Genomic DNA, 13,362 nt, shown 5'->3' on the forward strand with positions numbered 1-13,362 from the left:
CGCATGAGGAAGTGGCGGCCAGTGCAGACGTGCTGGCCGCCGCTCCGCTATCTACCGCGGCGAGGAGCCAGGAAATGATTAATGCCAGCGTTGTAATCCCGGGAGAAACCCAACCCCGCCTAGCCATGACGGCCGAAAGCATCGACTTGCTTCGAGCACTGTGGCGCACACACGGCCCACTCATGTTTCATCAGTCTGGCGGGTGCTGCGATGGCAGCTCGCCGATGTGTTTTGCCGCAGGCGAGTTCGTCACTGGAGCGAGCGATGTTCTTCTGGGGGTGTTCGATATTGCGCCCCGGGGTCAGCCTGAGCAGCCGATCGAATTCTGGATGTCGGTCGAACAGTTCGCCTACTGGAGCCACACGTTTTTGACGGTTGATGTTGTCAAAGGTCGCGGCAGCGGATTCTCTCTTGAGGCGCCGGAGGGAGTGCGTTTCTTGATTCGCTCGACGCTCATGGAGACTGCCGAACCGTTTAGTTAGGCAATTGCTGTCGGCGGCGCAGGGCAGACTAGTCATGTGTACCTCGTGCTCACGACTAGCGGCCGCACCCTCACCGCCACCCGAGTGGCTGCAGACGGCGCGGTCATTGCCGAGCACGCGATTGAGGATGTGGCGGCGTTCGTGGTGCAGTCCCAACGCGCTGAGCCCGACATTCGCTGGGTATGGCACGACACTGCAGCCTGGTACCCGGGGCTTTTGGCTGCCCACGTCAGAGTGAACCGGTGCTTCGACCTTCGGCTCTGTCACGCGATTCTCCGCAACTCCGCTTTCACTCGTGAGTCAACGCTGGCACAGGCACCGCCAAGCCGCTGGGATGCGCTTATTCAAGCCGGAGTCGAAGCTCCCATCGAGCACCGTGCCCCGCAACATTCGACGCTCTTCGACTTTGACGATGACCAGGCGCAGGTTGCCGACACAGAACTCGACGTACTCGCTGAATTTTTACATCAGCTCGATGCCGTGGCAACTTCAACCGAGGCTGGCCGGCTGCAACGCCTACTCTCGGCGGAGTCTGCGGGCGCGCTCATCGCAGCCGAGATGCGTTTTGCTGGCCTCCCGTGGAGTGCCGAAGCTCATGACGAGATTCTGACCGAGATGTTGGGGTCGCGACCGAGTGTTGAGGGTGAACGCCCGGTGAAGCTCCAGATGCTCGTCGATCAGATCCGCCTCCTGCTCGACTCGCCGCGACTCACACCTGAATCTCCCGCCGAGCTCTTACGTGCACTCAGCGTTGCAGGAATTCAAGCCACAACAACACGTTCATGGGAACTCAAACAGCTGAAGCATCCGGTGATCGAACCGCTTCTCGAGTTCAAGAAGTTGCAACGTCTCATGACGGCCAATGGATGGTCGTGGCTCGACTCGTGGGTGGTCGACGGGCGCTTCCGTCCCGACTATGTGCCCGGCGGCGTCGTTACCGGCCGGTGGGCGACGAGTGGCGGAGGGGCCTTGCAGCTACCGCACCTCATCCGCGGCGCTGTGAAGGCCGACCCGGGGTGGAAGTTTGTGGTCGCCGATGCGTCTCAACTCGAGCCACGCATTCTGGCAGCTCTGGCCGGTGACCGCGGAATGGTTGCTGCTGGGGCTTCTGGGGACCTCTACGAGGGCATTGTGGCCAGTGGTGCGGTCGACACTCGTGCTCACGCGAAGCTTGCGATGCTCGGCGCGATGTACGGAGCGACTTCGGGGGAGAGCGGCCGATTGATGCCTCGGCTAGCGCGGGCTTACCCGCAGGCGATTGCCCTCGTCGAGCGGGCGGCTCGGGCAGGCGAGCGCGGCGAAGTCGTGAGCACTCAACTGGGTCGCAGTTCCCCTCCCGGTACCCACGCGGCAACTTACGACGATTCGCAGTCGCCCGCTCAACGTGCGGCGTCTCAAGAACGGGGGCGGTCGTGGGGCCGCTTCACGCGAAACTTCATCGTGCAGGGAACCGCTGCCGAGTGGGCGCTCTGCTGGATGGCGAGCATCCGCAATCGCCTTGGACAGCTTTCGGATGCCGCGTGGTTTACCGATGCGCCCCACCTCGTGTTTTTCCTGCACGACGAGGTCGTGGTGCACGCTCCGGACCAACTCGCAGACAGGGTCGCCGAGCACATTACGGCGGCAGCGGCAGATGCTGGACGCCTTGTGTTTGGCGATATTCCGGTCACGTTTCCGCTCACGACCGCCATCGTCGATCGCTACGATCAAGCTAAATAGCGGCGCGCACGGAGCCGCGGCACTTTAGCGGGCAGCGTCCCTCGGATCGGTCATGCGTTCGCCGCCTCGTTCGCCGGGGAATCCGTGGCCGGGCGGCCCCGTTTGGGCTTGGTGAGGTTCAGGGGAAACGCGTCAACGAGGCCATGCGATTGGGCGGTCGTCAGCGCCGCCTCAACGTGGTCTAGCCAGCGCAACTCGGCCTCGGCGTGGGCGAAAAGTGAATCGGTGACGAGTTGCTCAGCGAACTGACTGGCGTCGCGGGCATCCTCACGTACTGCGGCGGTAAGGGAGAGCGCGTCAACAGCGCCTCGCGTCGCCTCGCGTTGGTGTTCGATCACGGCGTGCGCATCGACGCCGGGGAGAGTTACGGCAATTGCGAGTTTGATTGCTAGTTCGTCGCGGCTCACGGAGTAGCTGTCAACCGGGGTGGTGAGCCAGTGTTCCGCTTCGATCTTTCCGGCATCCGTGATCGTGTAATACGTCTGTTGTGAGGAGTCAGGGTCTGCGTCGTGGGGTGCGCTCGCTTTGGTCGCGAGATCATCGCGCACGAGGCGATCGAGCGTGTTGTAGATCTGTCCGACGTTGAGCGGCCAAGTCGATCCGGTGCGCCGGTCGAATTCTGAACGCAACTGATAGCCATAACAGGGGCCCTGCGCCAGAATTATCAGCAGGCTGTGGCGGATTGACATGCCAGACCTTCCGGGTAAGTCGATACTGAGTATGTACTAAACGACGATAGCTACGAGGCGGATGCGCGGCCGTTGTTCCGCGGTGTGTCGAGTTCTTCGCGCCGCCGAATTCGCGACTTTGTCGTGGCGATGCTCATTTTGGGCGGTGGATTAATCGCATCGACAAGCCCTCGGCTGCACGAGAATGTCCATCCATCTAGAGCAACTGCAAGATGAACTGGACTCTTCGTGCCGGATTTCGCACAGACCGACTCACGGCCCATACTCATCTGCGTGAGTGATGCATCAGTGGCCCCAGCGGAGGCGCAACCCGTTCCCGAGTCGATCAATGATCGCGAATTCGTCTTAGTTTCGTCATCGGGCAGCGCTGTGTCTACCGAATCACCGACACGGTTTCGGTATCACCAAGACGGCCACATGATTTGGGGCCAGTACTACGGAGACACTGTCTCAGTGGGACGTTTTGTCGGGCGTCGAAGCGGAAACGTCGTGTCGATTAGCTTCGCGCACCGGCTCGTTTCTGGTGGCGAGGTCGTGCTCGGCCACGCCGAGAGCACCATCCAATGGAACGCTGAGGGCACGCTCGAGCTCTACGAAACTTTTGACAAGGATGGCCAACCTCAGGTCAGCATTTGTGTCGAAGCGGATCGTTGCGCCGCGTGGCCAGAACTTGACCCGGCTCTGCGCACGCAACCGCAGCTCGATGGCACGACGTTCATCCTCGAAGAGTCGAGCGCGAGCACCGTTGCAGTGGAACCCACTCGGTTCGAATTCTCTGAGAACTCGGGAGTGCTGTGGGGTTTCTATTACGGGGACACGGTGACGTCAGGCCACTGCGTAGGGCGCTACCGCGATGGCGTGCTCGATGAGTTTTTCGTGCACCACGTCATCGCTAGCGACGCCACGCTTCTGGGCGACAGCAGTACAACGCTAGGGTTGCGTGCTGATGGCCGATTCGAACTTGTTGAAGAGTTTGTTCTCGACGGCGTTCCAGGCAAGAGTGTCTGCGTGCAGACCGTCTAGGGACTAGTTGTTGAGCCCGGCGCGGTTTGGGTCGGCGCGGGTGAATCGGGTAAGTCCCAACTGCGCGGATTCTTGCGGCCGTTCCGGAAGATCTGTCGGCAGCAGGTAGGGGCGCTGAAAGACTTCATCGAGCACCAACACCGTCTCAAGCGACTTCACTTCGGGCAGCACGGAAAGCACTCCAACGATGAAATCGTGGATGGCCCCAACTTCGTGTCCACGAATCAGTAGCATGGCGTCATGCTCACCGGTGGTGATGCGGCAGGACTCGATCTCGGTCATGTCGGTGATGCGGTCGCGGAAGCTTGCCCAGGTCTGCGGATGCACAGAGAGAAACACGAGCGCGCAAATTCCTAGCCCGGTTTTTGCCGGATCGACTCGGGCGCTGAATCCCGTAATCACGCCATCAGACATGAGCTGCTCGACGCGCGTGTACACATTGGCGCGCGAGACATTTACCTTCTCCGCAAGAGCCGACATTGATATTCGTCCGTTATAGCGGAGTTCGCTCAATATCTTCAGGTTGATCTCGTCCAATACGGGCTGTGATTGTCCAGTGCTGGACGAGCCGGTAGGGGCTTTGGTGGACATATTGAGTGAAATCTCCCTCATGTTTGAGCCATGGTCTGAATGATTAGGCCTTTGATTGGACAGACTAGCTGGAATTGTGCCAATCTCAAGCACAGCCGTCCAGAGGCTGTTCTATAACCACAAGGAGTTTCCCTTTGCGCACTAAGTTCCGCTACGTAGCGGCCGCATTCGGACTGACTGCATCACTGGCACTCGCCGGTTGCGCTGCAGCAGCACCCGAAGCAAGCGACAGCATCGTTATTGACACCGCTTTCACACTCGAGACCAGCGACCCGGGACGCAACTACGTTCCGACGGGTTACATGGTGTCGAAGGCTCTCTACGAGACGCTCCTCGACTTTGCCGGCTCCGACGAGTCGACCCCCGTTAACGGCCTCGCCTCGTACGAGTCCAACGACGATGCGACGGTCTTCACCTTCACCCTCGAAGACGGTCGCGTCTTCTCCGACGGCTCGGCGATTACTGCTGATGACGTCGTGTTCTCGCTCAACCGCGTTGCGGGAATGACCGAGAGCAAGGCGAACTTCTTGATGAACGGCATCACCGTCACCAAGATCGACGACATGACCGTTGAGCTCAGCACAGAAACCCCGTCGCTTAAGCTCCCGGCCCTCATGACGAACCCGTCGCTCGCCATCCTCAACTCGGCCCTCGTGATCGAAAACGGTGGAACGACTGATGACTCGGATGCTGCTGAAGCATTCTTGAACGAGACGTCGGCTGGCTCCGGCCCGTACATCCTCGACTCGATCAACTTCGAGTCACAGGTAGTGCTCACCGAGAACGAGAACTACAACGGTGAGGAAGACATCGACTTCACTCGCGTTGTTATCCGCAACGTTTCTGAGGCCGCAACCCAGAAGATCAACCTTGAGGGCGATGACTCGCAGGTAGCCGTTGACCTCAGCGGTGACCAGGTCGCGAGCCTGAGCGATGGCATCAACATCTTCTCGACACCGTCGGCTCAGACGATCTTCCTTCTGATCAACCAGAGCGAAGAGGTAGGTGGCGTTACCGCCAACGCCGACTTCGCGAATGCGGTTCGTTACGCACTCGACTACCCGGCATTGCTCGAACTTGCTGGTGCCGGCTCTGAGCAGGCAACCGGTGTTATCCCGCCGTCATTCCTCGGCGCGCTGGAGAACGGTGTGGAGCAGGACCTCGACGTTGCAGCAGCATCGCTCGAAGCGTCCGGCTACGACGGTGAGAGCATCACGCTCGAATACCCGAACGACTACCCGGTTGGTGGCGTGAACTTCACTCCTCTCGCCGAGCGCGTTCAGTCGCAGCTTGCCGATGCCGGCATCACCATCGAGCTCGCTCCGGCGCCGTTCACCACTCAGATCGACAGCTACGTCAACGGAACCGAAGCCTTCAGCATCTGGTTCTGGGGCCCTGACTACGCTGACTCCGCCAACTTCCTGCCGTTCTCGGCTGGACAGAAGGTCGGACTGCGCGCCGGTTGGACCGCCGAGCAGGACACTGACGTAGTAAACCTCGCTGCGGCAGCAGAGAACGCTACGAACTTCGACGAGCGTGAGACTGCTTTCAGCAACTTTGCTGAGGCCCTCCAGCAGAGCGGACCGTTTGTTCCGTTGATCGTTCCTGGCTCGAACATTGCGACCGCCTCGTACATTGATGGAGTCGCGTATAACTCCACCTGGACGATGGACATCGCTGAACTGCAAGCTAAGTAGAAAGAATCTCTAGCGTGGGAAATACACCCCGCGCGACCCGCAGGTACTCGGCCAGATCACCTCTGGTCGGGTACCTGCTTCGTCGCCTCGGAACCTCAGTCCTGCTCCTCTTCGGAGTCACTATTGTCACGTTCGCTCTCGCGAACCTGGTGCCGGGTGACCCCATTGCGGCAGCGCTCGGTGAAGGGGCGGCGAGCAACCCCGCCACCGTCGAGGCGTACATCAAGGAGCGCGGCCTCGACCAGCCGCTCCCGGTGCAGTATGCCAACTACATCAGCGGCCTGTTCCACGGCGACATGGGTATCTCCCTGCGCACTACCCAGCCGGTGGCTGACGACCTTGCTCAGGCTGTTCCCGCCACGGTCGAGATTGCGCTGCTGGCCATCGTCGTGAGTCTCGGTGTTGGTGTTGCGCTCGGTTCGCTTGCGGCCTACCGCCGCGGCAAGATCAGCGACCAACTGGTTCGCGTGTTTTCGCTCATCGGCCTCAGCATCCCCACATTCTGGATGGCACTGGTCAGCTTCAACTTCTTCTTCCTGCAGCTGCGCATCGCGCCCGGTTCGGGGCGTCTCTCGCCGGCTCTCGCGCCGCCGCCTACCGTGACTGGTTTTTACACGGTCGATGCGCTGCTGGCCGGCCAGTGGGTGACATTCACTGATGCGCTCGCGCACCTTATGCTTCCCGTCTTTGTGTTGTCGCTCTTCACGATTGGGCTCCTGACGCGCTTCGTTCGCACTTCTGTGCTCGAGGTGTTGGATGCCGATTATGTGCGTGCTGGCCGTGCCAAGGGGCTCAGCGGTCCCCGCCTACTCTTCGGGTACGTGCTTCGCGGAGCATCGCTGCCCATCCTCACGATCGTGGGTCTTGCGTTTGGAACGCTGCTCTCGGGCACTGTGCTCGTCGAGGCAGTGTTCGCGTGGCCCGGCCTCGGCAGCTACGCCTACAACTCGGCAACCAGCCTCGATCTGCCCGGCGTCATGGGCGTCGGTCTCGTCGTTGGCGTTGTTTACTTGTCTATCAACTTCGCCGTCGACCTTCTTTACGGTGTACTCGACCCGAGGGTGAGGCTCGCATGAGAAAGCGTTGGCTAAAGATTCCCGCCGCGTGGATTACTCCGCTCGGTGTCATTGGTGCCGTTATCGCCATCGCATGGGTGGGCATCGCCTTCACCGCGCGGTTGTGGGTTCCTTTCGATCCGCTGTCGCAAGACTTGCCGCGACTGCAGGCCCCCGGCATCGACACTTTGATGGGTACGGATGCTCTCGGCCGTGACATTTTCTCGCGCCTGATGACCGGTGCCAGCGTCACGATCCCGCTGGCGCTCATGCTCGTGCTGATGTCGCTCGTCGTGGGAACGCTCATTGGTGCCATTGCCGGCTACTTCGGCAAGTGGGTCGATGAGTTGCTCATGCGCCTGACGGACCTCGTCATGGCGTTCCCCACGGTCATCCTCGCAATGGTCGTTGCGGCCGCTCTTGGCCCGTCGCTTTTCAACGCCGTCATCGCCGCGTTTGTGGTCTCGTGGCCGCAATATGCCCGAATGACGCGAAGTATCGTGTTGGGGTTGCGAACGCAAAACTACGTCATGGCTGGCCGCCTTATGGGCTTCTCGCCGTTCAAAACTTTGCGCGTCGATATCGCGCCCAACGTGGTTGGTCCGATTCTGGTTCTCGCGAGCCTCGATGTGGGAACCGCGATCCTGTTGCTTTCTGGTCTTTCGTTCCTGGGTCTCGGCGCTCAGCCGCCGACGGCCGAGTGGGGCTCCATGATTTCTGCCGCCATCCAAAACTTCGACAGCTGGTGGATCGGGTTGTTCCCTGGACTGGCCATCCTCACCGTCGTTATGGCGTTCAACTTCGTGGGTGACTCACTGCGAGACATCTTCGATCCCACCTCCCAGGTATCGCGAGCGGGGGCACGCTCATGAGCGACATCACCACACCTCAGACTGCGGATGCCGCAGCCGCAAGCACCACGCCGGTGCTCACGGTCGACGGCCTCACGATCGGCATCGGCTCGCGTAAGAACGTGAAGGCCATCGTTAAAGGCATCAGCCTCGCGCTTACCCCCGGACGCATCCAAGGTCTCGCAGGGGAGTCGGGCTCGGGCAAGACCGTCACGTCGCTCGCGATGTTGGGCCTGTTGCCGAGCAACGCCGTTGTCGGGGGCTCAATTCGTTTGGGAGATACCGAGCTCGTCGGGATGACTCATCGGCAGCTGAACGAGATTCGTGGGCGTCGTATTGCGATGATCTTCCAAGACCCCTCATCGAGTCTGCACCCGCAGTTAACGGTGGGCACACAGCTCACTGACCACGTCAAGCGGCATATGAAGATGTCTAGCAAGCAGGCCCGAGCTCACGCTATCGAGCTGCTTGACCGGGTTCGAGTCCCGAATCCGGCCGAAGCCCTTGCCCGCTACCCGCACCAGTTTTCGGGCGGCCAGCGTCAGCGCATCGCTATCGCCATTGCCTTGGCGTGCGACCCTATCGTGTTGCTCGCGGATGAACCGACTACGGCTCTTGACGTGACCGTTCAGGCTGGCATCCTGCACCTTCTGCGCGACTTGGCCGATGAGCGCCAGCTCGCAGTGTTGCTCGTAACCCACGATCTTGGTGTGATGAGCGCGATCGCCGACGATATTGCGGTGATGCGTCATGGCGAGATTGTGGAGTCGAATGTGCGAAGCGAGATCTTCGTGAACCCGCAGCACGCGTACACGCGCGAGCTGCTTGCGTCACTACCGGGCGCTGCTGGCTTCGAGGAGGCAAGCGAATGAGTGAACTGCTTGAGGTTTCAGACCTCGTTATCGAGTACCACGGTGCGACTGTCGTGCGCGCGGTCGACCACGTTTCGCTCACGATTGCTCCCGGCGAAGTGCTGGCACTCGTGGGGGAGAGCGGTTGTGGCAAGTCGAGTTTGGCCCGCGCTGTTGTGGGAATGGAAAAGCCTCGTGCGGGCGCTGTGACCTATCGCGGTTCTGAAGTTCCGTTGTTGGGTGTTCGCCGTCGTCGCGCACAGTTCACGTCGATCCAGATGGTCTTCCAAGATCCCAACTCATCCCTGAACCCGCGGATTCGCGTGGGGCAGCAGATCTCAGAAGGCATCCGCGCTGCCGTTGAACGTGGCGACGAAGGCTCGCAGCCCGAAGAGTGGCTCGAACGTGTCGGGCTCCCTATCGAGATGGTGGCGCGCTACGCTCACGAACTCTCGGGTGGGCAACGTCAACGTGTCGCTATCGCTCGCGCCTTGGCTGCGCGACCCGATCTCTTGGTCGCCGACGAACCGATTTCTGCTCTGGATGCGTCGAGCCAGGCATCCGTCGCTGACATGATGCGCAAGCTCGCGCTCGATGCTGGCGCCGGGTTGCTCTTTATCTCTCACGACCTCGCTATCGTGCGCCTCATTGCCGACCGCACCGTGGTGATGTACCGCGGCAAGATCGTCGAATCTGGCGTTTCGGATCTGATCTGGAATGACCCAGTGCATCCGTACACGCGAGCGCTCATCTCGGCGATTCCCGAGCCTGACGGCAAGGGCAACCTGCCTGCTGCACCGGCGGCAGACGCTCCAGAAGAGTGGCGGATGACGCTTCCCGAGGCCCTCGACCGCGCATAATCCGCGTCAGCGGTTCCTTTCGCGTGGGTACGATTGCGACCAAATTGCGTAAATGTAACTACACGCTTGTGTTTTGGCGGATTATTCGGGGATAATGTCCCCAAGCGGTTCGCCGCACAATTTAACAGCTCCGTGCCGTCACAGGCACCGTTCGTGGGTCGATGGGGAAGTCGCATCCAACGGAACGGAGATATCGTGACTGCACAAAACGCTCGCGGAGTGCTCTACGTGCACTCTGCTCCTCGCGCGCTCTGCCCACACATCGAGTGGGCCGCTGGTCGCGCTCTTGAACGTGCCGTGAACTTTGACTGGGACGATCAACCCGTGCTCAAAGGTTCTCAGCGTGCTGAGTTCTATTGGGAGGGGCCGCAGGGCTCCGGTGCCACGCTTGCATCCTCCCTGCGTGGATGGGAACACCTCCGTTTCGAAGTCACCGAAGACCCGAGTCCGGGTTCGGACGGCGGACGCTGGATGCACACGCCCGACCTCGGCATCTTCTTCGCGCAGACCGACAGCGTCGGCAACATGGTGATTCCGGAAGACCGCTTGCGCTACGCGATGGAAGCTGCGGGTTCCGATGCTTTCGAGCTGCACCGCGAACTTCGCCTTGCTCTCGGCCAGGCGTGGGACGACGAACTTGAGTCGTTCCGTCACGCCAGTCAAGATTCTGCAGTTGTGTGGCTTCACAAGGTAGGTTGACGATGATTTCCGAACGCACGGCTCTCTCAGAAGTTGCGGTTGACACTCGGATTCCGCTCATCGAATGGCGTGACTGCGTTGACGTCGTGCTCGATTCCGTCGATTCCACTTTCGATGGAGAGTGCTCTCTCCATGATGGATGTCGTTCCATCCTCTAGTCCCCGCGGTCTGCACATTTGTGTGACTGTTTGTTCGCTGCGAGCGTGCCGTTCAGGTGGCTTCCAGTAGACTCCCGGCGTAGCGTTGAGACGTGGCCGGAAGTTTTCGGGCACGGTTGCCACAACGGACCGTTCCCGGGTCCTCGGACTTTGTTCTTCCGGCTGAAACTATTTCAGGATTTGGAAGGAACATCATGTCTCGTTTTGACGGAAAAGTAGTTCTCATTAGCGGTGGTGCCCGCGGAATGGGTGAGTCCCACAGTCGTGCCATTGTCGCCGAGGGCGGCAAGGTTGTCATCACCGACGTTCTGGATGCTGAGGGTCAGACTCTCGCGGACGAACTTGGTGAGAGTGCCGTCTATGCCCACCTCGATGTCACGAACGAGGAAGAGTGGCTTGCGGCAGTGAAGCTTGCGGTCGACACCTTCGGCGGACTGAACGTCTTGATCAATAACGCCGGAATCGCCAACTTCGGTACTCTCGACACCTATACCGCTAAGGACTGGTCGCTCATCATCGGGATTAACCTCACCGGCGCCTTCCTCGGCATCAAGTCGGCGGCACCCGAATTGGTCAAGAACGAGACCTCCTCGATCGTGAACATCTCGTCGACTGCCGGCATGCAGGGCTTCGCCGCCCTCCACGGCTACACAGCCTCCAAGTTTGGCCTTCGCGGCTTGACGAAGTCTGTCGCTATGGAACTCGGCCACCAGGGTGTGCGAGTCAACTCTGTTCACCCCGGTAACATCCGCACTCCCATGACTGATGGCTTGGAGATCGACGACTCAAGCACGCCGATTCCTCGTCTGGGAGAGCCGGAAGAAGTCACCAAAATGGTTCTCTTCCTCGCCAGCGAGGACGCAAGTTACTCGACCGGATCTGAATTCATCATTGACGGCGGCGTTCTCGCGGGAGACGGCGCGGTGAACTAGCGCTCGAACCTCACGGAGCGTGTTCACGCACTGACAACGCTTAACGAGAAATCGCCCGTCCGATCATTGATCGGACGGGCGATTCTTCGTTAACACTCAACTCGCTAAAGCGGCCGAGCTGGCTCCGTGGCTAAACCGAACGGAATGCGGCGACAGCGTTGTGTCCACCAAAGCCGAACGAGTTGCTGATGGCCAGCTGGGGGCCCGAGCCGAGGTCGCGGGGCGACGTGACGACGTCCAGCGGAATCGCGGGGTCCTGGTTGGTGAGGTTGATCGTCGGGGGAGCCGTGCGGTGGTGGAGAGCCAAGACCGTGAAGATGGCCTCGAGTGCTCCGGTGCCGCCCAAGAGGTGCCCGGTGGCGCCCTTAGTGGCGGAGACGGGAATATTCGGCAGGTGGTCGCCGAAGATTCGCAGAAGCGCCTTGTACTCGGCAATGTCACCGACGGGCGTGCTCGTCGCGTGCGCGTTGATGTGGGTAACGTCTTCTGGTGTTGCTCCGGCCGCTTCGAGAGCGTCGCGAACAGCGCGGGCTGCAGCGGTTCCCTCGGGGTCGGGAGCAGTGATGTGGAACGAGTCACTCGTCACAGCGCCACCAGCGAGTTCAGCGTAGATGCGAGCACCACGGGCAAGAGCGTGCTCTTCGGTCTCGAGAACGAGCGTTGCTGCTCCTTCGCCGAGTACAAAGCCGTCCCGCGAGATGTCGTAGGGGCGCGAGGCAGTTGCCGGGTCGTCATTGCGCTTCGAGAGTGCCTGCATCGACGCGAAGGCGGCGATGGGAAGCGGGTGAACCACTGCTTCCGTTCCGCCGGCGATCACGACATCCGCAAGCCCTGCCTGAAGGTGAGCGTAGGCGTTGGCGAGAGCCTCGGTGCTGGAGGCACACGCTGAAACGTCAGTGCGAGCATAGGCACGTGACGGGATCGCCATGCTGATGGCGGCAGCTGCCGCGTTCGGCATGAGCATCGGAATCGTCATCGGCAAGACGCGACGCGGTCCCTTTTCGCGCAGAGTGTCCCACGCGTCCAGGAGCGTCCAGAGTCCGCCGATACCGGTGGAATAGTCAACACCAATACGCTCAGGGTCGACGTCAGGTGAGCCCGCATCGGCCCACGCTTCGCGCGCCGAGATGAGGGCGAACTGGCTGGAGGGATCGAGTCGCTTGTACTCGACGCGCTCCAAAACCTCTTCGGGGCGCACTTTAGCCTGGGCCGCGAACGTTACGGGGAGAGAATACTTTTCAACCCAGTCCTGCTCGAGAGAGCGGGCTCCGGATTCGCCAGCGAGAAGGGCGTTCCACGACTCGGTCGCGGTTCCGCCGATGGGCGTAGTGGCACCGATACCGGTGACAACGATCTTTTTGGTCATTTCACGTTCCTTTTGAGTGCATGGCTCAGAAAGCCCGCCAACGGCAGACTTCTGCAGTGCTGCGCGGAGGCCAACCGCATCCAGTGCGGTTGGCCATCCACGTCGAGCGGGTGTTACGCCTGAGCGTTGGTGATGAAGTTCACTGCGTCACCGACGGTCTTGAGGTTCTTTACCTCTTCGTCGGGGATCTTGACGTCGAACTTCTCTTCGGCGTTGACAACGATCGTCATCATCGAGATGGAGTCGATGTCGAGGTCATCGGTGAACGACTTGCCCATCTCAACAGTGTCGGTCGCAATGCCGGTCTCGTCGTTGATGAGCTCAGCCAATCCGGCCATAACTTCTTCAGTGGACAGTGCCATGTTTTTCTCCTTGGGATGTAAATTGAC

15 protein-coding genes are annotated in these 13,362 nt (G+C 60.5%); 11 read left to right on the forward strand and 4 right to left on the reverse strand.

Features of this window, described 5'->3' with window-relative positions; translation table 11 throughout:
* The first annotated feature begins 74 nt into the window (after positions 1 to 74).
* Together I6E74_RS07625 and I6E74_RS07630 are read left to right on the forward strand one after the other, a co-directional pair.
* On the forward strand, positions 75 to 482 hold the full coding sequence (locus I6E74_RS07625) for a DUF779 domain-containing protein (RefSeq protein WP_197124449.1): 408 nt from the start codon (positions 75 to 77) through the stop codon (positions 480 to 482).
* Between the two features lie 36 nt (positions 483 to 518).
* Complete coding sequence (locus I6E74_RS07630; protein WP_197124451.1) at positions 519 to 2,201, forward strand: bifunctional 3'-5' exonuclease/DNA polymerase; 1,683 nt, start codon at positions 519 to 521, stop codon at positions 2,199 to 2,201.
* A gap of 50 nt (positions 2,202 to 2,251) precedes the next feature.
* On the opposite strand, the gene I6E74_RS07635 is transcribed toward I6E74_RS07630, so the two are convergent.
* Positions 2,252 to 2,890, reverse strand: coding sequence for a PadR family transcriptional regulator (locus I6E74_RS07635; RefSeq protein ID WP_197124453.1), 639 nt, complete (start codon positions 2,888 to 2,890; stop codon positions 2,252 to 2,254).
* A gap of 273 nt (positions 2,891 to 3,163) precedes the next feature.
* Between I6E74_RS07635 and I6E74_RS07640 the strand changes: the two genes are divergently transcribed.
* On the forward strand, positions 3,164 to 3,913 hold the full coding sequence (locus I6E74_RS07640; RefSeq protein ID WP_197124455.1) for a hypothetical protein: 750 nt from the start codon (positions 3,164 to 3,166) through the stop codon (positions 3,911 to 3,913).
* A gap of 3 nt (positions 3,914 to 3,916) precedes the next feature.
* Here the strand turns inward: I6E74_RS07640 and I6E74_RS07645 are convergent, their stop codons facing one another.
* The gene (locus I6E74_RS07645) at positions 3,917 to 4,504 is read right to left on the reverse strand and encodes an Lrp/AsnC family transcriptional regulator (protein WP_197124457.1); all 588 of its coding nucleotides are present in this window, start codon (positions 4,502 to 4,504) and stop codon (positions 3,917 to 3,919) included.
* A 134-nt stretch (positions 4,505 to 4,638) separates the two neighbouring features.
* On the opposite strand from I6E74_RS07645, the gene I6E74_RS07650 reads away from it, so the two are divergent.
* The 8 genes from I6E74_RS07650 (at position 4,639) to I6E74_RS07685 (ending at position 11,607) form a co-directional block, all read left to right on the forward strand.
* Complete coding sequence (locus I6E74_RS07650; RefSeq protein ID WP_197124459.1) at positions 4,639 to 6,201, forward strand: ABC transporter substrate-binding protein; 1,563 nt, start codon at positions 4,639 to 4,641, stop codon at positions 6,199 to 6,201.
* A 14-nt stretch (positions 6,202 to 6,215) separates the two neighbouring features.
* Positions 6,216 to 7,277, forward strand: coding sequence for an ABC transporter permease (locus tag I6E74_RS07655; RefSeq protein WP_197124461.1), 1,062 nt, complete (start codon positions 6,216 to 6,218; stop codon positions 7,275 to 7,277).
* Positions 7,274 to 8,128, forward strand: coding sequence for an ABC transporter permease (locus I6E74_RS07660; protein ID WP_197124463.1), 855 nt, complete (start codon positions 7,274 to 7,276; stop codon positions 8,126 to 8,128). The genes I6E74_RS07655 and I6E74_RS07660 overlap by 4 nt, the downstream gene beginning before the upstream one ends.
* Positions 8,125 to 8,979, forward strand: coding sequence for an ABC transporter ATP-binding protein (locus I6E74_RS07665; RefSeq protein ID WP_197124465.1), 855 nt, complete (start codon positions 8,125 to 8,127; stop codon positions 8,977 to 8,979). Before I6E74_RS07660 ends, I6E74_RS07665 begins: the two co-directional genes overlap by 4 nt.
* Positions 8,976 to 9,818, forward strand: coding sequence for an ABC transporter ATP-binding protein (locus tag I6E74_RS07670; RefSeq protein ID WP_197124466.1), 843 nt, complete (start codon positions 8,976 to 8,978; stop codon positions 9,816 to 9,818). The genes I6E74_RS07665 and I6E74_RS07670 overlap by 4 nt, the downstream gene beginning before the upstream one ends.
* A 195-nt stretch (positions 9,819 to 10,013) precedes the next feature.
* Positions 10,014 to 10,517, forward strand: a complete 504-nt coding sequence (locus I6E74_RS07675) for a DUF3145 domain-containing protein (protein WP_197124467.1) — start codon at positions 10,014 to 10,016, stop codon at positions 10,515 to 10,517.
* 2 nt (positions 10,518 to 10,519) lie between these two features.
* On the forward strand, positions 10,520 to 10,675 hold the full coding sequence (locus I6E74_RS07680; protein ID WP_197124468.1) for a hypothetical protein: 156 nt from the start codon (positions 10,520 to 10,522) through the stop codon (positions 10,673 to 10,675).
* 194 nt (positions 10,676 to 10,869) lie between these two features.
* Positions 10,870 to 11,607: an SDR family oxidoreductase gene (locus tag I6E74_RS07685; RefSeq protein ID WP_197124469.1), complete on the forward strand. Its 738-nt coding sequence runs from the start codon at positions 10,870 to 10,872 to the stop codon at positions 11,605 to 11,607.
* A gap of 130 nt (positions 11,608 to 11,737) precedes the next feature.
* Here the strand turns inward: I6E74_RS07685 and I6E74_RS07690 are convergent, their stop codons facing one another.
* Together I6E74_RS07690 and I6E74_RS07695 are read right to left on the reverse strand one after the other, a co-directional pair.
* Positions 11,738 to 12,973, reverse strand: coding sequence for a beta-ketoacyl synthase (locus tag I6E74_RS07690; protein ID WP_197124470.1), 1,236 nt, complete (start codon positions 12,971 to 12,973; stop codon positions 11,738 to 11,740).
* A gap of 113 nt (positions 12,974 to 13,086) precedes the next feature.
* Positions 13,087 to 13,335: an acyl carrier protein gene (locus tag I6E74_RS07695; RefSeq protein ID WP_197124471.1), complete on the reverse strand. Its 249-nt coding sequence runs from the start codon at positions 13,333 to 13,335 to the stop codon at positions 13,087 to 13,089.
* Between the last annotated feature and the right edge of the window lie 27 nt (positions 13,336 to 13,362).

Source organism: Salinibacterium sp. SWN139, from assembly GCF_015864625.1.
Lineage (GTDB): Bacteria > Actinomycetota > Actinomycetes > Actinomycetales > Microbacteriaceae > Rhodoglobus.

Excerpts from the sequence above, each read along its gene's own strand:
- I6E74_RS07625 (WP_197124449.1), top strand. The coding sequence starts at position 75 with ATGATTAATGCCAGCGTTGTAATCCCGGGAGAAACCCAACCCCGCCTA.
- I6E74_RS07635 (WP_197124453.1), bottom strand. The coding sequence starts at position 2,890 with ATGTCAATCCGCCACAGCCTGCTGATAATTCTGGCGCAGGGCCCCTGT.
- I6E74_RS07645 (WP_197124457.1), bottom strand. The coding sequence starts at position 4,504 with ATGTCCACCAAAGCCCCTACCGGCTCGTCCAGCACTGGACAATCACAG.
- I6E74_RS07660 (WP_197124463.1), top strand. The coding sequence starts at position 7,274 with ATGAGAAAGCGTTGGCTAAAGATTCCCGCCGCGTGGATTACTCCGCTC.
- I6E74_RS07665 (WP_197124465.1), top strand. The coding sequence starts at position 8,125 with ATGAGCGACATCACCACACCTCAGACTGCGGATGCCGCAGCCGCAAGC.
- I6E74_RS07670 (WP_197124466.1), top strand. The coding sequence starts at position 8,976 with ATGAGTGAACTGCTTGAGGTTTCAGACCTCGTTATCGAGTACCACGGT.
- I6E74_RS07680 (WP_197124468.1), top strand. The coding sequence starts at position 10,520 with ATGATTTCCGAACGCACGGCTCTCTCAGAAGTTGCGGTTGACACTCGG.
- I6E74_RS07685 (WP_197124469.1), top strand. The coding sequence starts at position 10,870 with ATGTCTCGTTTTGACGGAAAAGTAGTTCTCATTAGCGGTGGTGCCCGC.
- I6E74_RS07690 (WP_197124470.1), bottom strand. The coding sequence starts at position 12,973 with ATGACCAAAAAGATCGTTGTCACCGGTATCGGTGCCACTACGCCCATC.
- I6E74_RS07695 (WP_197124471.1), bottom strand. The coding sequence starts at position 13,335 with ATGGCACTGTCCACTGAAGAAGTTATGGCCGGATTGGCTGAGCTCATC.